This window comes from Streptomyces angustmyceticus (genome assembly GCF_040701845.1).
Classification (GTDB): Bacteria; Actinomycetota; Actinomycetes; order Streptomycetales; family Streptomycetaceae; genus Streptomyces; species Streptomyces angustmyceticus_A.
In genome coordinates this window covers 1-20,888 of the sequence record NZ_JBFBHQ010000006.1, presented here as the reverse complement: position 1 = coordinate 20,888, position 20,888 = coordinate 1, and the positions used below count along the sequence as shown (strand labels likewise).

General features: G+C 72.6%; 12 protein-coding genes. 3 read left to right on the top strand and 9 right to left on the bottom strand.

Annotation, left to right across the window (positions count from 1 at the left end):
- Positions 1-13 precede the first annotated feature (13 nt).
- From AB0411_RS15635 to AB0411_RS15625, 3 genes are read right to left on the bottom strand one after another with little or no spacing between them, the layout of a single operon-like run.
- On the bottom strand, positions 14-622 hold the full coding sequence (locus tag AB0411_RS15635; protein WP_366417834.1) for a 4'-phosphopantetheinyl transferase family protein: 609 nt from the start codon (positions 620-622) through the stop codon (positions 14-16).
- A gap of 2 nt (positions 623-624) precedes the next feature.
- Entirely contained in the window at positions 625-834 is a 210-nt protein-coding gene (locus AB0411_RS15630) for an MbtH family protein (RefSeq protein ID WP_366417833.1), read from the bottom strand.
- Positions 835-889: 55 nt separating this feature from the next.
- The gene (locus AB0411_RS15625) at positions 890-2,170 is read right to left on the bottom strand and encodes a glycosyltransferase (protein ID WP_366417832.1); all 1,281 of its coding nucleotides are present in this window, start codon (positions 2,168-2,170) and stop codon (positions 890-892) included.
- 158 nt (positions 2,171-2,328) lie between these two features.
- Here AB0411_RS15625 and AB0411_RS15620 point away from each other — a divergent pair, with 158 nt between their 5' ends.
- From AB0411_RS15620 to AB0411_RS15610, 3 genes are read left to right on the top strand one after another with little or no spacing between them, the layout of a single operon-like run.
- Positions 2,329-3,603, top strand: a complete 1,275-nt coding sequence (locus tag AB0411_RS15620; RefSeq protein WP_366417831.1) for a glycosyltransferase — start codon at positions 2,329-2,331, stop codon at positions 3,601-3,603.
- On the top strand, positions 3,600-5,009 hold the full coding sequence (locus AB0411_RS15615; RefSeq protein WP_366417830.1) for an NDP-hexose 2,3-dehydratase family protein: 1,410 nt from the start codon (positions 3,600-3,602) through the stop codon (positions 5,007-5,009). The genes AB0411_RS15620 and AB0411_RS15615 overlap by 4 nt, the downstream gene beginning before the upstream one ends.
- Positions 5,006-6,013 carry a Gfo/Idh/MocA family protein gene (locus AB0411_RS15610; RefSeq protein WP_366417829.1) on the top strand — a complete coding sequence of 336 codons (1,008 nt, stop codon included), beginning with the start codon at positions 5,006-5,008 and terminating at the stop codon, positions 6,011-6,013. The genes AB0411_RS15615 and AB0411_RS15610 overlap by 4 nt, the downstream gene beginning before the upstream one ends.
- 159 nt (positions 6,014-6,172) lie before the next feature.
- On the opposite strand, the gene rfbB is transcribed toward AB0411_RS15610, so the two are convergent.
- The 6 genes from rfbB to AB0411_RS15580 form a co-directional block, all read right to left on the bottom strand.
- Entirely contained in the window at positions 6,173-7,156 is a 984-nt protein-coding gene (gene rfbB / locus AB0411_RS15605; protein ID WP_366417828.1) for a dTDP-glucose 4,6-dehydratase, read from the bottom strand.
- The gene (locus AB0411_RS15600) at positions 7,153-8,223 is read right to left on the bottom strand and encodes a glucose-1-phosphate thymidylyltransferase (protein ID WP_366418227.1); all 1,071 of its coding nucleotides are present in this window, start codon (positions 8,221-8,223) and stop codon (positions 7,153-7,155) included. Before AB0411_RS15600 ends, rfbB begins: the two co-directional genes overlap by 4 nt.
- Positions 8,220-9,098 carry a 2OG-Fe(II)-dependent halogenase WelO5 family protein gene (locus tag AB0411_RS15595; RefSeq protein WP_366417827.1) on the bottom strand — a complete coding sequence of 293 codons (879 nt, stop codon included), beginning with the start codon at positions 9,096-9,098 and terminating at the stop codon, positions 8,220-8,222. Before AB0411_RS15595 ends, AB0411_RS15600 begins: the two co-directional genes overlap by 4 nt.
- A 21-nt stretch (positions 9,099-9,119) precedes the next feature.
- Entirely contained in the window at positions 9,120-10,337 is a 1,218-nt protein-coding gene (locus AB0411_RS15590; protein ID WP_366417826.1) for a DegT/DnrJ/EryC1/StrS family aminotransferase, read from the bottom strand.
- A 587-nt stretch (positions 10,338-10,924) separates the two neighbouring features.
- Entirely contained in the window at positions 10,925-12,169 is a 1,245-nt protein-coding gene (gene ccrA, locus AB0411_RS15585; RefSeq protein WP_366417825.1) for a crotonyl-CoA carboxylase/reductase, read from the bottom strand.
- Positions 12,166-20,888 (bottom strand): amino acid adenylation domain-containing protein (locus AB0411_RS15580; RefSeq protein ID WP_366417824.1); only part of this gene is annotated, 8,723 nt, incomplete at its 5' end. The genes ccrA and AB0411_RS15580, both read right to left, overlap by 4 nt.

The following is a 20,888-nucleotide window of genomic DNA, read 5'->3' as shown; positions in this document are numbered from 1 at the left end:
TGGATACGGGACGTCAGCCGTCGGCGACGGCCAGGGCCAGGACATGGCGCGGCGACCCGGTCGGGAGTACCGCGCAGGCGGTGCGCGGGTCGTCGGGGAGCGGGCGCAGCCGGCCCGTCGGGCCGGTGAGTGTGTCCGCCGGGAGCGCCAGCGGCTGGGTGAGGCCCCCCGCGGCCAGTCCGTGTCCGCGGGCCTTGCCGATCGCTTCCTTCTGGGTCCACAGCCACAGGAACGCCCGGACCCCATCGTTCCGGGGGCTGCGGGCGACCCAGTCGGCACACGCCGCGTCGAACCAGCGCCGGGCCAGCGGTCCGGCGGCGATCGGGCGGATGGTCTCGATGTCCACGCCGACCGGCCGGTGTCTGCTCAGGGCGACCGCCCCGGCGCCCCTGGTGTGGCTCACGCTCACCCGCAGTCCCGACGCGGGGCCGGTCAGCCGCGGGCCGCCGTCGGGCGCGTGGTCGAGCCGGATGCGGTGGGCGGGGGCGCCCGTCAGCTCCGCGGCGGCGCGCAGGAGAGCGGCGTGGGTGGCCTCGCGCTCCTGGCCGGGCGGCAGTTCCCCCCACACCACCGTCACCGGCTCCTCGTCGGGCCGGGGTGTGGTGTGGAGGGAGGAGCGCATGGTCAGCCGGCCATCTGCCGGACCAGGCTGGCGGGGCGCATGTCGGTCCAGTTCGCCTCGATGTAGTCCAGGCACGCCTGCCGGGTGTCCTCGGTGTGGGCCACGGTCCAGCCGGCGGGCACCTCGGCGAAACTCGGCCAGAGCGAGTGCTGGTTCTCGTCGTTGACCAGGACCAGGTAGCGGCCGTCTTCGTTCTCGAACGGGTTGGTCATGTCCTCGCCTTTTCCTGTGGGTTCGATGTGTGCGATGGCGGTACGGGGGCTGCGGTCACGCGACGATCTTTTCCAGCACGCGGACCGCGTTCCCGGCTCCGTCCTCGGGAGCGGTCCGCTCGGCGAGCCGGGCGACGGTATGCGCGATGCCGGGGTCGTTCAGTGCCAGACGGAGGGCGTCGGTGAGCGCGTCTGCGGTGAGGTCGCGGTGCTTGACCGGAGCCGGGGCCACCCCCAGGGCGTGCAGATGGTCCGCCCACATGACGCCCTCCTTCTGGAAGGGGCAGATCACCTGGGGCACGCCGGCCTTCAGCGCGGCGTTGTGCGTCCCGGTGCCGCCGGGGTGGACGACGGCCCGCACCTGCGGGAACAGCCAGTCGTAGGGGATCTCCTCCGCGACGAGGAGGTTCTCGGGCGGGTCGGGGACGACGATGCCGCCCCAGCCGGTGACGACGACGGCGCGGACACCGGTCCGGCGCACGGCCTCCAGCACGGCCCGGCCGGTCTCCTCGGGGTCGATCCCCAAGTGGCTGCCGAATCCGATGAAGACGGGCTTCTCGCCGTCTGCCAGGAACCGCAGCAGCCGCTGCGGGGGCCGCCACGCCGGGGTGGGGGGCAGCATCCAGAATCCGGTGGTGTGCACCCACTCCGGCCAGTCGGGGGCCGGTTCGAGGACATGCGGGCTGAACCCCATCAGGACCGGCGCCGGAGTCCCGTCGGCGCGGAACCTGTTGTCCAGGAAGCCCTCGCGCGGGGGCAGTCCGAGGACGTCGCTGCGCCAGCGGGCGAACATCTGCGCCAGCGGGCCCTTGATGGGACGGTCGTTGGCCTCGGCGTGCCGCGCGAGGTTGTCCGGCCGTTCCTCGAACGTACCGACGTCGGCCGGGTAGCGGCGGGAGGCGACGAAGTGCGGGTAGAGGCTGGCCAGGACGTGCGGGACGCCCAGCTTCTCGGCGATCTGGTGCACGGCCTGCCGGGAGGAGTGCGAATGGATGACGACATCCGCGCCGCCGGCCGCCGCGTCCCACATGTCCTTCAGCATCAGCGGATACAGCCGGGGGAAGATTTCCTGGAAAATGCGCTCCCGGGCCTTTTGATGGTCGTCCGTCGACCGCTCGTTGTTGACGAGGATTTCACGGACGTCGGGACGCGAATGGAGCCGTACGCCCTCGTCGTTGACCGGGGCGAATTCGACGCCGTATTCGGCGACCCAGGATCCGTACAGACGCGGCCCGACCAACGTGGCCGCATGTCCCGCCTGCTGAAGAGCGTAGGCCAGTGCGAGATACGGCTGAATATCCCCACGACTGCCGTGGGAATATATCAATGCTTTCACGCGCCGGATCCTCCCGTCGATGTACTCCGAGCTCCCGTCACGTTAAGTCCGACGCGGTGAAAGGGAGCTGGATGCGATCTGTACGGAACAAGCTGCCTCTTGTGCCCTTCCGGCATCAACGGAAAGGGTGCCCTCAACGACCACGGGAGGGCTCGACGTTGAAGGCACTGGTCTACTGCTACGGAAATCGGGGCGATGTGCAGCCGTATCTGGCGCTCGCGTACGCCCTCAACCTGGCGGGGCACAAGGCCGTGCTGGCGGCTCCTCGTCTCTATGCTCCGCTGGCCGCCGAATACGGCGTCGAATTCGCCCCGTTGGACGACGGCGCGGTACGGATCCGCTCGCGGGCCGACATCCGGCAGCTGCAGGTGAACAGCGACCGTCCGTCCGCGGAGAGCGACCGGCAGCGGGCCTCGATCCGCAGGGATATGGTGCCGCTCTACACCGCCGTGCTGGAGGACATGTGGCAGGCGGCGGCCGGCGACGCGGACCTCGTGGTGCACTCGCACGCGTTCCGTGAGGCGGTGCCGCAGATCGCGGAGCGGCTGGGGGTGCCGCACGTCCTGGGCTCTCTCTACCCGAACTTCGTCGTCTCGCGGGACTACCCCTCGTTCGGCCTGCTGTCCGCGGCATTCTCGGACCGCACGGACCACAGCCGGACGGATGTGCGGACCTTCCTCGGACCGGAGGTCATCGAGGCCGTCCGGTCCTGGCGTGCACAGACCCTCGGGCTGCCGCCCCGCGACGGCTTCCTCGACTTCCGCCACCGCGCCGACGGCACCCCCGCGCCGGTGCTGCACAGCTTCAGCCCGCACATCATCAAGCCCGGGTCCGACTGGCCCGACTCGGTGCACACGGCGGGCTTCTGGCATCTGCCGCCGGCCCCCGGCTGGCAGCCGCCGGAGCGTCTGGTGCGCTTCCTGGAGGACGGGGAGCGGCCGGTGTTCTTCGGTTTCGGCAGCGCCGTGGGCACGGAACCGGAGCACACCGCGCGCCTGGTGCTGGACGCGATCGCACAGACCGGGTACCGGGCCGTCGTCGTCGCCGGCTGGGGCGCTCTCGACATCGGCCGCGCCCCGGGGAACGTCCTCGCCCTCGACGAGGTCCCCTACGGGTGGCTGCTGCCGCAGACCCGGGCGGCCGTCAACTCCGGCTCGCTCGGCGCCCACAACGCGGCGCTCACCGCCGGGATTCCCCAAGTCGTCTGCCCCTTTGAGGTGAACCAGCTGATGTGGGGCGGTCATCTGCACCGGCTGGGCGTGGCACCGCCCCCGCTCAAACAGCGCGACCTGACCGCGGGCGCCCTGGCCGCCGCCGTGCGCACCGCGGTGGAGGATCCTGTCATGGCGGCCACCGCGGCGGGGCTGGGCCGGCTGCTCGGCGAAGAGGACGGCGCCGCCTCCGCGGTGAGGTTCCTGGAGGGAGTGCTGTGAGCACGCACACCGCCGCGGCGAGCCGGCCGCTCCGGGCCGACGCGGGCCGCCCGCTGCGGCTGGCCGAGTCCGTACGCTGCACGGACGGGCTGCGGATGTCCACCGCCGCGTTCTTCGACTGGCTCGCCGAACGCCGGGCCACTCATGCCCAGCGGGTCGAGCGGATCCGTTTCGACGAGATGTCCCAGTGGCATGCCGATCCGGACACCGGGGACCTGCGGCACCGGAGCGGACGGTTCTTCTCCGTCCAGGGGCTGCGGGTCCGCTCCGACTTCGGGCCGGTGGCCGCCTGGGCACAGCCGATCATCAGCCAGCCGGAGTGCGGAATCCTCGGCATCGCGGTCCGCGAGTTCGACGGGGTGCCGCACCTGCTGATGCAGGCGAAGTCCGAGCCCGGGAACATCAACGGGGTGCAGCTCTCCCCCACCGTGCAGGCCACGCGCAGCAACTACACCCGGGTGCACGGCGGTTCGCCGGTGCCCTACCTCGACCTGTTCCGGTCGCCGGAGCCGGGCCGGGTGCTGGCGGACGTCCTGCAGTCCGAGCAGGGGTCCTGGTTCTACCGCAAGCGCAACCGCAACATGGTGATCGAGGCGGGAGCGGAGGTCGAGGCCGGCGAGGACTTCTGCTGGCTGACCCTGGGACAGCTGCACGCGCTGATGCGCCACGAGGACCTGATCAACATGGACGCGCGCACGGTGCTCTCCTGCCTGCCCGACTGGCACACCGGCGCCGACGACGCCTCCGAGGCACCCCGTCGTGGGACCGACCTGCACACCGACCGCGAGATCCGCAGCTGGCTCACCGGGCGCCGGGCCGAGCACCGGCTCAGCACCGAGCGGCTGCCGCTGACGCGGGTGCCCGACTGGCGCTGGTCGCCCGAGGCGCTCTCCCACGACAGCGGACGGTACTTCAGCATCGTGGCCGTGCACGTCGGCTCCCGCAGCCGCGAGGTGCCCACCTGGTCCCAGCCGCTGCTGCGGCCGCACGGCGACGGGGTGGCGGCGCTGCTGGTGCGGCGGATCGGCGGGGTGGCGCATGCGCTGATGCGGGCGCGGGTGGAGCCGGGCTTCGCCGACGGCGTCGAACTCGGACCGACCGTGCAGTGCACCCCGGAGAACTACGCCCATCTGCCGGCCGCGGCCCGGCCCCCGTATCTGGACCTGGTGCTCGGCCGGCGCGCCGAGCGCACCCGCTTCGACACCGTCCTCTCCGAGGAGGGCGGCCGCTTCCACCACGCCCGCAGCCGGTACCTGATCATCGAGGCGGAGCCCGGCGACCCGGTCGAGGAGGGCATGGAGTTCCGCTGGGTGTCGGAACGTCAGCTCGATGAGCTGCTGCGCTACAGCGGCCATCTGAACGTCCAGGCCCGAACGCTGGTCGCGGCCCTGCGGACGCTGCGGTGAGCGCCCGGCCGGTCCGGGTCGGGGTGCTGGGCGCGGCCTCGATCGCCTGGCGGCGGGTGCTGCCCGCGATGGCGGCCTGCCCGGACATCGACGTGGTGGCGGTGGCCGCACGCGACCTGGTGCGGGCCCGGCGGTTCGCCGACCGCTTCGGTGGTGCGGCCGTCGCCGGCTATCAGTCCCTGCTGGAGCGGCCCGACATCGACGCCGTCTACGTACCGCTGCCCACCGCCCTGCACCACGCCTGGGCGGCCCGGTCGCTGCGGGCGGGCAAGCACGTGCTGGTGGAGAAGCCGATGGCGGGCGGTGCCGACGAGGCCCGGGAACTGGTGACGCTCGCGGAACGGGCCGGCCTGGTGCTGCGGGAGAACTTCATGTTCCTCCACCACCCCCGCCACGACGCGGTGGAGTCGCTGCTGCGTTCCGGCCGGATCGGTGAACTGCGTTCGCTGCACGCCGCGTTCTGCATCCCGCCGCTCCCGGCCGAGGACATCCGCTACGTACCGGAGCTGGGCGGCGGCGCGCTGCTGGACGCGGGCGTGTATCCGCTGCGGACGGCGGTACGGTTCCTCGGCCGCGGTCTGCGGGTGGCCGGAGCGACGCTGCGGACCCGGGCCGGCGATGGGCTCGACCTGTCCGGGCAGGTGCTGCTCGCCGCCGACTCGGGTGTGCAGGCGTCCCTGGAGTTCGGCTTCGAACACGCCTATGCGGCGCGGTACGCCCTGTGGGGCAGCCGGGCCCGCCTCACCACGGAGCACGCCTTCAGCCCACCCGCCGACCAGCGTCCCGCCCTGCTGCTGGAGGAGCAGGGCGGGATCGAGCGGCTCGACCTGCCGGCCGCCGACCAGTATCTGCGGTGCGTGGCGGACTTCGCCTCCGCGGTCCGTACCTGCGGTGCGTCGGGCGGGGGAACGGCGGAGGCGGACCGGCGTGCGGATGCGGTCACCACGCTGGAGCTGGTGGACCGGATCCGTGCGTGCGCGCTGCGCGTCGAGGTCACCGGCTGAGCCGCCGGGTGCAGCCGGGTGCCGGTGCCGCGGCAGGTCGCCGCAAGGCGGGCGAAGCCCTCCCCGTTGACGAGGAGGGCTTCCGGCTTGTGTGTCACCGCGGCGTCGCCCGCCGCCGGTCGGCGCAGTCGGCCGGCACCGCGGGGACGTCGGCGGCCGTCACCGGACCGCACGGGGCAGCAGCGGCTCCCACCAGGCGCGGTGCTCGCGGTACCAGCGGACGGTCTCGTCGAGGCCGGTGGTGAAGTCCTTCCGCGGCCGGTAGCCGAGTTCGTCGCGGATCCGGGTCCAGTCGACGGAGTAGCGGCGGTCGTGGCCCTTGCGGTCGGCGACGTGCTCCACCCGGTCCCAGTCCGCGCCGCAGGCGTCGAGCAGCAGCCCGGTGAGGGCCTTGTTGGTCAGTTCGGTGCCGCCGCCGATGTTGTAGACGCGGCCGGGCGTCCCGCCGGTGCGCACCAGGTCGATGCCGGCGACATGGTCGTCGATGTGCAGCCAGTCGCGGATGTGGAGACCGTCCCCGTACAGCGGCACCGTGCCCCCGTCGAGCAGCGAGGTGATGAAGCGGGGGATGAGTTTCTCGGGGAAGTGGTGGTGGCCGTAGTTGTTGGAACAGCGTGTCACCCGGACGTCCAGACCGTGGGTGCGGTGGTGGGCCAGGGCGAGCAGGTCGCTCGACGCCTTGGACGCCGCGTAGGGGGAGTTGGGCTCCAGTGGCGCCGTCTCCGTGGAGCTGCCGACGGGTACGGAGCCGTAGACCTCGTCGGTGGAGATGTGCACGAAGGTGCGCAGGCCGGTGCGCAGCGCGGCATCGAGCAGGGTCTGGGTGCCGGCCACGTTGGTGCCGACGAAGGCGGCGGCGCTCTCGATGGAGCGGTCCACGTGCGACTCGGCGGCGAAGTGCACCACCTGGTCGTGCCGGCCGACGAGGTCGTCGGCGAGGGCGGCGTCGCGGATGTCTCCGTGGACGAAGCGGAACGCCGGGTGTGCCCGGACCGAGTCGAGGTTCGCGGTGGTCCCGGCGTAGGTCAGGGCGTCGAGCACCGTGACCCGGACGTCGCCGGGCCCCTGCGGGCCGAGCAGTGTGCGTACGTAGTGGGAGCCGATGAAGCCGGCTCCGCCGGTGACGAGGATCCTGGTGGTCATGAGGAGATCTGCACCTTGCTGTGGTCGCCCAGGACGAGCCGGTGCGCCGCGGGGGCGCGGGGGGCGGGGGTGACTTCGACGTTGCGGCCGATCAAGGAGGCCTCCACCCGCCGGACACCCGTGATCGAGGAGCCGGGGAGCACGATGGAGTACTCGATCTCGCTGTCCTCGATGCGGCAGTCGTCGGAGACCGAGGTGAAGGGGCCGACGTAGGAGCCCGTGATCTCCACACCGGAGCCGATGACGGCCGGGCCGACGATGCGGGAGCGGCGGACCACGGCGCCGGGCGCGATCCGCACCCGCCCGATGATCCTGGTGCTCTCGTCGACGTCGCCGGCCACCATCGGTTCGACGGTCTCCAGGACGGTCCGGTTGACCTCCAGCATGTCGTCGACGTTGCCGGTGTCCTTCCAGTAGCCGGAGATCGTCGCGGACTGCACGTTGCGGTCCCGGTCGATCAGCCACTGGATGGCGTGGGTGATCTCCAGCTCGCCGCGGGCCGAGGGGACGATGGCGCGGACGGCGTCGTGGACGGCGGGGGTGAAGAGGTAGACGCCGACGAGCGCGAGGTCGCTCTTGGGCTTCGACGGCTTCTCCTCCAGGCCCACCAGGCGCCCGTCCTCGTCGAGTTCGGCCACTCCGAAGGCGGTGGGATCGGGCACCCGGGTCAGCAGGATCCGCGCATCGGGGCGGTCGGATCGGAACGCCGCGACCTGCTCGGTGATGCCGCCGACGATGAAGTTGTCGCCGAGGTACATCACGAAGTCGTCGTCGCCGAGGAAGTCGCGGGCGACCCGCACCGCGTGGGCCAGGCCCAGCGGTGCGGGCTGGACGATGTAGGTGAGGTCCAGCCGGTCCGCGTAGCCGCCGCTCTCGACGGCGGCGCGGATCTCGTCGGCGGTGTCGCCCACGACGATGCCGATGTCGGTGATGCCGGCCTCGGCGAGGGAGTCGAGGACGTAGAAGAGCACCGGCTTGTTGGCGACGGGGACCAATTGCTTGGCCGAGGTGTGGGTGATCGGCCGCAGCCTGCTGCCGGTGCCTCCGGCGAGGACGAGGGCTTTCATGTCCACGAGACGACCGTTTCGTCGTCGATGAAGCCGAGGATGCCCGCGACGGTGGTGCGGCGGCTGTCGGCCGCGGTGTTGGGTTCCACCGCGTGGATGTGTCCGCCGTTGAAGACGTAGATGTCGCCGGCGTTGACCTCGATCCACTGGCGCTCGATGCCCTCCAGGGTGTCCATGGGGTAGGGCGACCCGAGGTGGTGCAGGCCCAGCCGGCGCTTGCTCGCCTCGTCCGGCTGGATGTTCCACACCGCCAGACGCCCGCCGTCGCCGTTCTCCAGGCATATGTTGAGCGCGGCGATGTGGTGGTCGAGGACCCGCTGGATCTCGAAGTCCGCCTGCCCGGGTTCGGTGCACTGGGAGCTGTCCTCGTGCGGGTCGAGCGTGTACCGTCCCGCGCCGTGCCAGGACCTCAGCAGTCCGCGGCACGCCTGCCGGCCGTCGTGGCGGGCCTGGCGCACGGTCACGCCCTCGGGCGCGAGCGCCTTGGCGAGGCCCTCGTAGAACCCGCTCAGCGGGTCCTCCGGGATGTCGAGGACCCGCTCCAGTGCCGGGCCGGTGCGCTCGGACTCGTCCAGGTACGCGGCGGTGGTCTTGTGGTAGTGGTACGTGCCCAGGTAGTAGCTCGGCGCGACGGAGACACGCCGCATCCGGTCCGGGCTGTCCCAGAAGCGCTCGGAGAGCTGGGCGCAGGTGTCCGTGGCGACCACGTTGCGGAAGACGACGCCCGCGCTGCGGCCCTTGAGGACGTCGACGACGGCCTGCGGTTCGAAGGTGGTCAGCTCCCGGAAGCGGAAGTAGTCGGCGTCGCCGCTCCAGCCGGTGAGCCGCTGCCCGTCGGCCGTGCCTCCCGCGGTCGCGGTGGTGATCGTGCTCATGTGCGTGTTCCTCCTGTGTGGTCAGTGCGCGGGGGTGGCGGCGACCGCCAGCCGCACGACCTCGCAGATCCGGTCGACGTCGGCGGGGGTGACGGCCAGCCCCGAGGGCAGTACCAGCACCCGCTCGGCCAGCTGCTCGGTGCCGGGCAGCGGCAGCGGCTGGTGGATGTCGGAGCGCAGGGCGTAGGGGCGCATCCGGTGGCAGCCCGGGTGGAAGTACTTCTGGGCCACGATGTTCTCCGCGTGCAGCAGGCGCAGCAGCTGGTCGCGGCCGATTCCGGCGACGGCGGAGTCGATCTCCATGACGATGTACTGGTGGTTGCTGCGCTCCCCCGGTCCCGGCGTGCGCAGCCGTACGCCGGGGACGCCGGCGAGACCGGCCCGGTAGTGCTCGAAGCGCAGCACGTTCGCGGCGATGATCTCGTCGATGTGCTCCAGGGCGGTCAGGCCCATGGCGGCGGATATCTCGTTCATCTTGGCGTTGGTGCCGTGGGTGAGCACCTCGCGTCCGGGGCCGAAGCCGAAGTTGCGCATCCGGTCGACGGTTTCGGCGAGTGCGGGGTCGCTGGTGGCGACCGCTCCGCCCTCGAAGGCGTTGATGAACTTGGTCGCGTGGAAGCTGAAGATCTCCCCGTCCCCGAGGCGGCCGACCGGCCGGCCGTCGACCGCGCTGCCCAGGGCGTGGGCGGCGTCGTAGAGCAGGGCCAGTCCCCGGGTGTCGGCGATCCGCCGGAGCGCGTCGGTGCGGCAGGGCCTGCCCCAGAGGTGGACGCCGACGATGCCGCTGGTCCGCGGGGTGATCAGCTGCTCGACGTGCTCGGGATCCAGGGTGCCCGTCTCGGGGTCGATGTCGGCGAACACCGGAGTCATGCCCTGCCATTGGAGGGCATGGACGGTGGCGACGTAGGTGAAGGACGGGACGATCACCTCGCCGCTCAGGCCCCGGGCCCGCACCAGCACTTCGAGGGCGGCGGTGCCACTGCTGGTGGCCAGGACGTGTGCGGCGCCGGTGAGGGCGCGCAGCCGCTCCTCGAACTCCCGCACCAGGGGGCCGTTGTTGGTGAGCCAGCCACGGTCCAGTGCCTCCTCGATGCGCCGGAACAGGCGCTTGCGGTCGGGGACGTTGGGCGAGCCCACATGCAGCGGACGGTCGAAGGCCGGGCGGCCTCCGAAGAGCGCCAGGTCACGGCCTCCTGGTGCGGTCGGCTGCGTGACGCTGTCATGCGTGGTCGCCTGCACGGCGTTCTCCTGACTGTTCGGTGGGAAGACGCTCCAGCACTCGGACCGCCCGTTCGGCGCCGTGCTCGGTCCGCACCTGCCGGGCGAGGGCGGCCGTGCTGCGAGGTCCGGGGTCGGCGACGGCCCGGCGGAGGGCGCCGGCGAGTGCGGCGGGGCGAGGTCGCGCTGCACGAAGGGCGGCGGTGGGGCACGCCGGGTTCTTCCACGAGCTGCCCGGCGCACTCTCGGTCATGGCGGGAGTGGACGACGAGGCCGCCGCCGTATTCGGCTGCGGCATTCCACATGTCGCGGAGCACCGCCCAATAGAGGCGTGGGAAAACCTCGGCGAACGGTTCCTTCTTGCCTTTCCGGTCCGCCGCCGTCATCGCTTCGCTCCGCTGGAGCACTTCGTGGCGCCTTCACCATGTCCCCCCAGCGGTATGTCGATTCGACGTGGATCACCGTAGGAGACTTCGGCGGCGGCCTGCTGGACACGTCCTTGACGCACAACTGCCGCTCCGTACGCAAAAGGGCCGCCGGTGTCGCCGGCGGCCCTTTTCTTTTCCTTTCCCGTATTCACAGCTGTTTCCGCTGCCGGGATGGGTGGGTCACGGCATTCCGGTCAGTCCCGCTTCGGGGGCATTGACCAGGACCGCGGTGTTCCCGGCCGGGTGCCGGTTCTCGTAGACCATTTGATGGGCCTGGGAAATCTCCTCGAACGGCATGGTGAGGTTCAGGCAGGGGTCGACCCGTCCCGCCGCCACGAGGTTGATGATCGCCCGGGTCTCCCGGACATTCGCGGCGTGCGAGCCCTGCAGACGTTTCTGGAACATCCACAGGAAGCGCAGGTCGATGTCGCCGTTGTATCCGCTGGTTCCGGCGCAGGTCACCACCATCCCCGCGTGGTCGCAGACGTAGACGGAGGTGGCGAGGGTGTCCCGCCCCGGGTGTTCCAGCACGATCCGCGGTGAGCGGCGCTCGCCGAGGATCTCCCAGATGCGGCGGCCGAAGGCCCGCGCGCCCTGCTGCCAGCGGCCGAACTCCGCGCTGTCCTCGGCGTTCGGCAGCCGTCCCCAGTGGTCGAAGTCGCGGCGGTTGATGACGCCGCGCGCGCCCAGCTTCAGGCAGTGCTCGGCCTTGTCGTCGTCGGAGACGACGGCGATGGGGACGCCCCCGAAGTGGTCGGTGATCTGGATGGCCATCGAGCCGAGACCACCGGACCCGCCCCAGATCAGCACCGGGTCGTCCGGCTGGACGGTGTGCGGGGCCCAGCCGTTCAGCATGCGGTAGGAGGTGGAGCCGCCGCCGAGGAAGCAGCCGGCCTGTTCCCAGGTCAGATGGGCGGGCTTGGGGTGGCACTGGTACTCGTCGACCACGGTGAACTGGGCGAAGGAACCGAAGTTCAGTTCATAGCCCCAGGCACGCTGGGATTTCGAGGCCGTGGGGTCGGTGCCCATCCGGATGTCGGGCGCCGACTCGTCCCATTTGACGCCGGCCACGATGACGTGGTCGCCGACCCGGTACTGAGTCGCCCCCTCCCCCACCGCCCACACCACGCCGGCGCCCTCCGAGCCGGAGATGTGGAAGTCGTGGGGGTCGCCCTGCTTGCGGCGGGCGGCGATGACATCGGCGGGAGTGCCGAGACCTGCCCACACTCCGTTGTAGTTGACACCCGCCGCCATGACCATCACCAGGATCTGGCCGCGGCCGACGGGCGGCACCTCGACCGGCTCGACGGCCATCGCGGTGCTGGGCGGTCCGTACCGCTCGGGGCGGACCAGGGCGGCGTGCATGTACCGCGGCACCTCGCCGAGCGGCGGGATCTCGCCGATGTCGTAGATCTCCCGGGTCATCGGTTCCCCTCCTCCTCACTGTGGTTGCGCAGCCGGCCGGAGACGATCTGCCCGATCTCGGTGAGCGGGCCGGGCAGCAGCATGTCCTCGTGGCGGCAGGGCACGGTGTGCTCGTGCAGGCTGCCGTCGATGTACGGCCGCCAGCGGTCGGCGCCGGGCCGGCCGTCGGGCCGGTTCGCCCCGGCGGTGATGAGCGTGGCGTCGCCGTGGAACGCCTTGGGGGTGAACGCGTACCGCAGCGCGAGGTTGCCGCGGTAGGTGTCCAGGACCGTGCCGAGGTGTGCGGCGAGCAGGTCGGTGAGCGGATTGCCCTGCGCGCGCAGAGCACCGGCGACAGCGTCCGGTGTGAGCGGCTCGTCCCGCCGCTCGCCGGTGCCGAGGTTCGCGGCTTCCAGCAGGGCCCGCATCAGGTCCTCGCCGGCCGGGCCGTCCGGTGCCGCCCCGGGGTTCTCGACGGGGAACGAGTCGAGGATCGCCAGCAGCCCGACCTGGTCGCCGTCCGCCTGGAGGCGCACCGCCACGGCGTGTGCCACCAGTCCGCCGAAGGACCAGCCCAGCAGGTGGTACGGGCCCGCCGGCTGCACGGTCCGCATCTGCTCGACGAAGTGCTCGGCGATCTCCTCGATGCTGCCGGGCACGTAGCCCGGGGTGCCGAAGGCGCGTGCCTGCAGGCCGTAGACCGGGTGGGTGTCCGGTATGTGGCGCAGGAGTCCGGCGTAACGCCAGCTCAGGCCGCCGCCGGCGTGGAAGCAGAACAGCGTGGGCGCACTCCCCCGTGCGCGCAGCGGCAGGAGCACCTCCAGCCCGTTGTCCTCGTCCGGGCCGATGCCGGCCTCCAGCCGCTGCGACAGGCCGCGCACCGACGGTGCGGTGAACAGTGCCTGGACGCTCAGCCCGGAGCCGAGCACCGCCCGGATCCGGCTGACCAGGGACGCGGCGAGCAGCGAGTTGCCGCCGAGCAGGAAGAAGTCGTCGTCGATGCCGACCTCGGGCACGCCGAGGGCGTCGGCGAACAGGGCGCAGAGCACCTCCTCCTGGGGACTGCGCGGCCGGCTCCGGTGCTCCGCCTGCCGTTCGGGGGCGGGCAGCGCCTTGCGGTCCAGCTTGGTGTTCGCGGTCAGCGGCAGCGCATCGAGCACGACGAGCGCGGACGGCACCATGAACTCGGGCAGTTTCTCCGCCAGTTGAGCCTTCAGCGCGGCCAGGTCGGGGGCGGCGGCTCCGGCGTCCGGCACCACGTATCCGACGAGCCGTTTGTCACCGGGCCGGTCCTCGCGCACCAGCGCGACGGCCTGGCCGATGCCGGGGTACGCGCTGAGGGCGACCTCGACCTCCCGCAGCTCGACCCGGAAGCCCCGCAGCTTGACCTGTTCGTCGACGCGGCCGACGAACTCCATGAGCCCGTCGGGGCGGTGGCGGACCAGGTCGCCGGTGCGGTACATCCGGGTGCCGGGCTCGCCGTAGCGGTCGGCGACGAACCGTTCGGCGGTCATGGCCGGGTTGTTCTCGTATCCGCGGGCGACTCCGGAGCCGGCGAGGTAGAGCTCGCCGACCACCCCGACCGGTACGGGTTCGAGGCCGGGGCTGAGGACGTAGGCCCTGGTCTCGTCCAGCGGGGCGCCGATGGGCACGCTCTCGGGCACTTCGTCGCCGGGGCGCATGGAGTGGCGGGTGGAGAACACGGTGGTCTCGGTCGGGCCGTATCCGGCGGTGACGACGGTGTCGGTGACGGCCGCGAGGGCGTTGCGCACGGCGTACGCGGGGACCACGTCCCCGCCGGTGCGGACCTCGGTCAGACCGGCGAAGCACTCCGGGTGCATTTCGGCGAGCAGCCGGAAGAGGCCGCCGGAGGCCCACAGTCCGGTGATGTCCTCCTCGATGACGAGCCGGGCGATCGCTTCGAGGTCGACCTTTCCCGGGGGTGCGATGACGACTTCGCCGTGGTTCAGCAGCGGCACCCACCACTCCAGGGTGGAGACGTCCCAGGCGTGCGGGGAGTGGAAGAGCACCCGGTGGGTCCGGTCCAGCTGCCACCAGTGGTCCGCGGCCAGCTCCACGACGTTGCGGTGGGTGACGGCGACGCCCTTGGGCACACCGGTGGAACCAGAGGTGTAGATCACGTAGGCGAGCTGGTCGGGCAGGACGACGACTTCGGGGGCGGTGCGGTCCTGTGCCGCCAGGCGCGGGTCGCCGTCGACGGCGACGACCTCGATCCGGTCGCCGAGTTTCGCCGTCCAGTCCGCCACCCGTCCCGCGTCGGTCAGCAGGACCGGCGAGGCCGTCTCGTCGAGCAGCAGCCGGACCCGCTCGTCGGGGTAGTTGGGCTCCAGTGGCACATAGACCCCGCCCGCCTTGAGCACGGCGAGCGCGGCGACCAGGAGTTCGGTGGAGCGGTCGAGCAGCACTCCCACGCGGGTCTCGGGGCGTACGCCGAGCCCGGTCAGCAGCCGGGCCAGCCGGTTGGCCTCCTCGTCCAGCTGCCGGTAGGTCAGCCGCTGGTCGCCGAGGCGGACCGCGAGGTCGTCGGGGCCCGCGGCGACGGCGTCGGCGAACGCGCGGAGCATCGTCGGCGGACCGGCCGGCAGGGTGAGCGGGCCGCCGTTCCAGCCCTCGACCAGCTGCGCACGCTCGTCGGGGGCAAGGACGTCCAGCGCCCCGACGGCCTTGCCGGGGGCCGCGCCGATCTCCTCCAGCAGGCGCACCAGGCGGCCGAGCAGGCGCTCCACGGTCGGTGCGTCGAAGAGTTCGGGCCGGTAGTCGAGCCGCAGGCGGAGGCCTTCGGAGCCCAGGGAGGCGATCAGGGACAGCGGGTAGTGCGCGGCGGCGCGTCCCTCCACGGCCGTGGCGCGCAGCGCCGTGGGCTGCTGCTCGCCCCCCGCGGGCACGGGGAAGTTCTCGTACACCATGAGGGTGTCGAAGAGTTCACCGAGGCCGGTGTGCTGCTGGATCTCGGTCAGGCCGAGATGGTGGTGGGCGCTGAGCGCGGTCTGTTCCTCCTGGAGCCGGGAGGCGAGCGCCGACCAGCTCTCGGACAGGTCGAGACGGACCCGGACCGGCAGGGTGTTGATGAACAGGCCGACGATGGATTCGATGCCGGGGATCTCCGGCGGCCGGCCGGACACGGTGGTGCCGAACACCACGTCGTCCCGGCCGAGCAGACGTCCCAGCAGGACGGCCCAGGCACTCTGCAGGACCGTGCTGAGCGTCACCGAGGTGTCGACCGCGTGGCGTTGCAGCGCGGCCGTCAGGTCGGCCGGGAGCCGTCGGGTCACGTCCCGCGGCAGCTCGGTCGGGGCGCCGGCGCCGGCCGGCGCGAGCAGCGTCGGTTCGGTGACGCCGGACAGGGCGTCGCGCCAGGCCTCCCGGGTCGCCTCGGCGTCCTGGTCCGCCAGCCAGTCGAAGTAGGTGCGGTAGGGGACGACGGGCGGCAGGGCCGTCCGGTCGCCGCCGCGGTGGTAGAGGGTGACGAGGTCGCGCAGGAACAGCGGCATGGACCAGCCGTCGAGCACGATGTGGTGCTTGAGGATCAGCAGGCGGTGCCGGCCGGTGCCGAGGCGGATCAGCAGGAACCGGACCAGCGGCGGGGTGGCGAGGTCGAAGCGCTGGTGGCGGGCCTCGTCGGTGAGCCGCTCCAGCTCGGCCTGCCGGGTGGCCTCGTCCTCGGCCGTCAGGTCCACCTCGTCCCAGGCCAGGCCGACCCGGGACTGGATGACCTGGACGGCCTGGCCGCCGGGGCGGCGGTGGAACCAGGCGCGCAGGTTCGGGTGGCGCTCCAGCAGGGCCTGTCCGGCGGCCCGCAGAGCGTCGGTGTCCAGCGGGCCTTCCAGGTCGACGGCCATCTGCATGGCGTAGACGTCCGGTCCGCTGTCGGCGTAGAGCGCGTGGAAGAGGAGCCCCTCCTGCAGCGGGGAGAGCGGTAGCACGTCCTCGACGCCGCCCGGCCGGGCCTCCAGTTCGTCGATCTCGGTCTGGGTGAGGTCGACGAGCGGCAGGTCGGAGGGGGTGAGGCCGCCGGCGGGCGCGCTGCCCGCCCGGGCCGCGAGGGCGTGCAGCGCCTCGGCCCAGGTGTCCAGCAGGTCCTGGATCTGGTCCGGCGCGAAGAGGGCGTCGGGCCAGGAGACCGTGGCGTTCAGCCGCGGTCCGTCCGCGGTCTCCCGGGTGACCGCGCTGATCTCCAGGCAGTGGGCGAACGGCATGCCGTCGTCGGAGGGGACGACCCGGACGTCCATCCCCGATTCGCCGCGCCAGCCGCCGTCGTGCCCGCCCGAGGGTGCGGTCAGGGCGGCGGAGTGGGTGCGGCCGAGGTAGTTGAAGCCGATCTGCGGGGCGCCGTACTGCGCGAGGAGTCCTGCGGTGTCGGGGTTGAGGTAGCGCAGCAGGCCGTAGCCGAGGCCGTTGTCCGGGATGCCGCGGAGCTGTTCCTTGATGTGCTTGAGGGCGCTCCCGGCGGCGGCCCGGCCGGCGAAGGCCTGGCCGATGTCGACGGCGCCCGGGTCCAGGCGTACGGGGTGGATGCTGGTGAACCAGCCGACGGTGCGGGACAGGTCGATGTCCTCGGCGATCTCCTCCCGCCCGTGGGCCTCGACGTCGACCAGGACCGAGCGCTCGTCGCCCCAGCCGTTGCGCTCGCGCCATCGGGCGACGGCGAGCGCGAAGCCGGTCAGCAGCACGTCGTTGATCTGCGCCTGGAACTTCTCCGGCACCTCGGTGAGCAGGGAGTGGGTGATCTCGGCGGGGAGGGTCACCGACAGGTACCGGGCCGTGGCCCGGGTGTCGCGGGCCGGGTCGAGCCGCCCGGCGCCGAGGCGCGGGTCGGGCCGGTCGAGGATCCCCGTCCACAGGTCGAGTTCGGTGGTGCGCTCGGGGTTCTGGCCCTCCGCGAGCAGCAGTTGGGCCCAGCGCCGCAGCGAGGTGCCGACCGGCGCGAGTTCGGGGGTGCCGCCGGCCGCCGCCGTCTGCCAGGCGGCCGCCAGGTCCGGCAGCAGAATGCGCCAGGAGACGCCGTCCACGACCAGGTGGTGTGCGACGACCAGCAGCCAGCCGGACCGGTCGGCGCCGCCGTCGAACCAGACCACTTCGAGGACGGCCCCGGCCTGCGGGTCCAGGCGGCGGCGGGCCGCCTCGCCCTGCTCGTCGACGAGGGCGGTCAGGGCGGGGTCGGCCGGGTCGTCGGGCAGGCCGCTCACATCGACCCGGGTGATCCGGTCCGCCGCCCGGACGGCGCCGCGGGCCTGGACGTTCAGCCCCCAGGTGACACCGGTGGCGGAGCCGGCCAGCGTGACGCGGAGCGCGTCGTGGTGGTCGAGGAGGGTCTGCAGTGCGAGGGTCAGGGCTCGCTGCCCGAGGGCGGGTACCCGTAGCAGGACGGCCTGGTTGAGGCCCTGGATCGGGCCGCGGCGCTGGGCGAGCCAGCGCAGTACGGGAGTGGAGGGGACCTGGCCGATTCCGTCGTCGGGGCGGGCGGTGCGCTGCTGCCCGGTCTCCTCGGCCGCGGGGGCGAGTTCGGCGACGGTCTGGTGCCGGAAGACGTCGCGGGGCGCCAGCGCCAGCCCCGCCTGCCGGGCCCGGCTCGCGACCTGGAGCGCGGAGATGCTGTCACCGCCCAGGGCGAAGAAGTTGTCGTCCACGCCGACCTGGGGCAGGGCGAGCACCTCGGCGATCACCCGGCAGAGGATCTCCTCCCGCCGTCCCCGCGGGCCGCGGGTGGCGGCGGCCGGGGACGGTGCGGTGGCGGCCGGGGCCGGGAGCGCCGCCCGGTCCACCTTGCCGTTGACGGTCAGCGGGATGCGGTCGAGCACGACCAGCACGGACGGCACCAGGTACGCCGGCAGGACGTCCGCCAGCCGGGCACGGAGGGCGGCGGTGTCCAGGCCCGCGCCCGGCACCGGGGTCAGATATCCGGCGAGCCGCTGGTGGCCGGGCTCGTCCTCACGGACCACGGCGACGGCCTCGCCGACCCCGGGGCAGGCCAGCAGGGCCTCCTGGACCTCGCCGAGTTCGATGCGGTAGCCGCGGATCTTGACCTGGTCGTCGGCGCGTCCGACGAACTCCAGGGTGCCGTCCGGACGGTGGCGCACCACGTCTCCGGTGCGGTACATCCGGGTGCCGGCGGGGCCGAACGGGTCGGCGACGAACCGCTCACCGGTCAGTGCGGCCCGGCCGAGGTAGCCGCGGGCCACGCCCGCCCCGGCGACGTACAGTTCGCCGGCCGCGCCGGTGTCCACCGGCCGGAGGCCGTCGTCCAGGACGTAGGCCAGGGTGTTCGGCAGCGGACGCCCGATCGAGGGGACTCCGCCCTCGGCGCCGAGAGGGCCCGCCATGGTGCACGAGACGGTGGTCTCGGTGGGTCCGTAGGCGTTGAACATCCGACGCCCGGGTGCCCATTGGGACACCAGGCCTGGCTGGGCGGCCTCACCCGCGATGGTCAGGGTCCGGATCGAGGGCAGGCTGTCGGGTGCGAGCCTGCTGAGGACGGCGGGCGGCAGCGTCGCGTGCGTCACCCCGTGGGCACGGATGAGGTCGGGCAGCTCGGCGACCTGGTCGAGCATGTCGGCCGGCCCGAGCACCAGGCAGGCTCCCGCGCTGAGCGGGGTGCAGATCTCGGACATCGCGGCGTCGAAGCTCAGCGAGGCGAACTGCAGCACCCGGCTGCCGGGGCCCATGGCGTAGGGCTCGATGCGCGCCAGGACCAGGTTCGGGATGCCGCGGTGTTCCACGACCACGCCCTTGGGCAGGCCAGTGGAGCCCGAGGTGTAGATGACGTAGGCGGGGGTGCGCGGGGTGAGCGGCGCCGTCCGGTCGGCGTCGACGGGGTTCGTCGCGGGGCTTGCCGCGAGGGCATCCGCGGTGGCCGCCTCGTCGAGGACGATCCGGGCCCGCTCCGGGGAGTCCGGCAGGCTGCCGAGGGCCTCGGTGGTGGTGAGCACCAGGGACGGGCGGGCGTCGTCGAGGAGGTAGCGGATCCGGTCGGCCGGGTAGGCGCTGTCGACCGGGAGGTAGGCGGCGCCTGACTTCAGCACCGCCAGCACCGCCACGATCATGTCGACGGACCGCGGCACCATCAGCGCGACCACGCGCTCCGGCCCGGCGCCCCGCGCGATCAGCAGATGCGCCAGACGGTTGGCCCGCGCGTTGAGTTCGGCGTACGAGACCGTCTCGGCCCCGCACACCACCGCAGGGGCGCCGGGCGCGCCGGCTGCCTGCGCCTCGATCAGTTGCGGTACCAGCAGCTCCGGCAGCGGACGGCCGGTGCCGTCGCGCTCCTGCGCCCGCTGGTGGTGCTCTTGGGTGTTCACACTCTCCGCCTCTCCGGCCACTTCCGCGGCCACCGCTCCGACCGGCCGGTCGGGGTGCGCCGCCACTGTCCTGAGCAGCCGCACGAAGCCGGCTGCCATCGCCTCGACCGTCGAGCGGTCGAACAGATCCTTCGCAAAGGCGAAACTGCCCGTCATGCCCTCCGCGGCGCCGTGCTCCGTGAGCCGCTCGGACACCCGCACCGACAGATCGAACTTCGCCCGTCCCGGCCCCTCGGCGGACGGCGCTTCGATGCCGCCCACGCTGCGCAGGCCGTCGAGACCGACCGTCGTGCGGGAGAAGTTGTCCAGCACGAGCATCACCTGGAACAGCGGGTGATGCGCCAGTGAGCGCGGGACGCGCAGCCCGTCGACGAGCCGCTCGAAGGGCACGTCCTGGTGGGCGTAGGCGGCCAGGTCCGCCTCCCGGACCCGGGCCAGCAGCTCACGGAAGGTGGGGTCGCCCGAGGTGTCGGTGCGCAGCACCAGCGTGTTCACGAAGAAGCCGACCAGCTCTTCGGCCGCGGCGTCCCCGCGTCCGGCCACGGGTGTGCCGATGGGGATGTCGCATCCCGCGCCCCGTCCGGTCAGCAGCGCCGCCAGGGCGGCCTGCAGCACCATGAACACCGTCGCGCGGCCGGACCGGGCCAGCTCCTGCAGCCGGCCGTGCAGCTCGGCGTCCAGGCCGAAGGGGACCAGTCCGCCGTGGTGGCTCGCCTCGGCCGGCCGCGGCCGGTCGGCGGGCAGCGGGAGGACTTCCGGGACGCCCGCCAACGCCTCCTTCCAGTAGGCGAGTTGCCGGGACCCCTCGCTGTCGGGGTCGCCCTCGGCCCCGAGGAGTTCCCGCTGCCACAGGGCGTGGTCCGCGTACTGGACGGGGAGCGGCTCCCACTGCGGAACCCCGCCGGCGCACCGCGCGGTGTACGCCTCGCCGAGATCGCGCACCAGGGGCCCCATCGACCATGCGTCACCGGCGATGTGGTGGAGCACCACCACCAGCACGTGGTCCCGCGGCCCGAGGACGAGCAGCGTGGCCCGCAGCGGGAGGTCCGTGTCGAGCCGGAACCCCTCGTTGCGTGCGGCGGTGACGGCTGCCTCGATCTCGGAGGCGTCGATCGGTGTGACGCGCAGCGAGGGACGGGCCTCAGCAGCGTCGAGCACGACCTGCCGGGGCTGTCCGCCGTCCTGCCGGAAGACGGTGCGCAGGCTCTCGTGCCGGGTGACGACATCCGCCAGTGCGCCGCGCAGCGCCTCCTCGTTGAGGACGCCGGACAGCCGGGCGACGAGCGGCAGGTGGTAGAGCGGACCGGCTTCCTCCAGTTGGTCGAGGATCCAGAGCCGGCGTTGGGCGAAGGACAGCGGGACGACCTCGGGTCGCTCCCGGCGGACGAGGGCCGGACGGACCGCGCCTGCGCCCTGCTCCGACA

Coding starts and splice junctions, on each gene's coding strand:
- AB0411_RS15635 (WP_366417834.1), bottom strand. CDS start 622: ATGCGCTCCTCCCTCCACACCACACCCCGGCCCGACGAGGAGCCGGTG.
- AB0411_RS15630 (WP_366417833.1), bottom strand. CDS start 834: ATGACCAACCCGTTCGAGAACGAAGACGGCCGCTACCTGGTCCTGGTC.
- rfbB (WP_366417828.1), bottom strand. CDS start 7,156: ATGACCACCAGGATCCTCGTCACCGGCGGAGCCGGCTTCATCGGCTCC.
- AB0411_RS15600 (WP_366418227.1), bottom strand. CDS start 8,223: ATGAAAGCCCTCGTCCTCGCCGGAGGCACCGGCAGCAGGCTGCGGCCG.
- AB0411_RS15595 (WP_366417827.1), bottom strand. CDS start 9,098: ATGAGCACGATCACCACCGCGACCGCGGGAGGCACGGCCGACGGGCAG.
- ccrA (WP_366417825.1), bottom strand. CDS start 12,169: ATGACCCGGGAGATCTACGACATCGGCGAGATCCCGCCGCTCGGCGAG.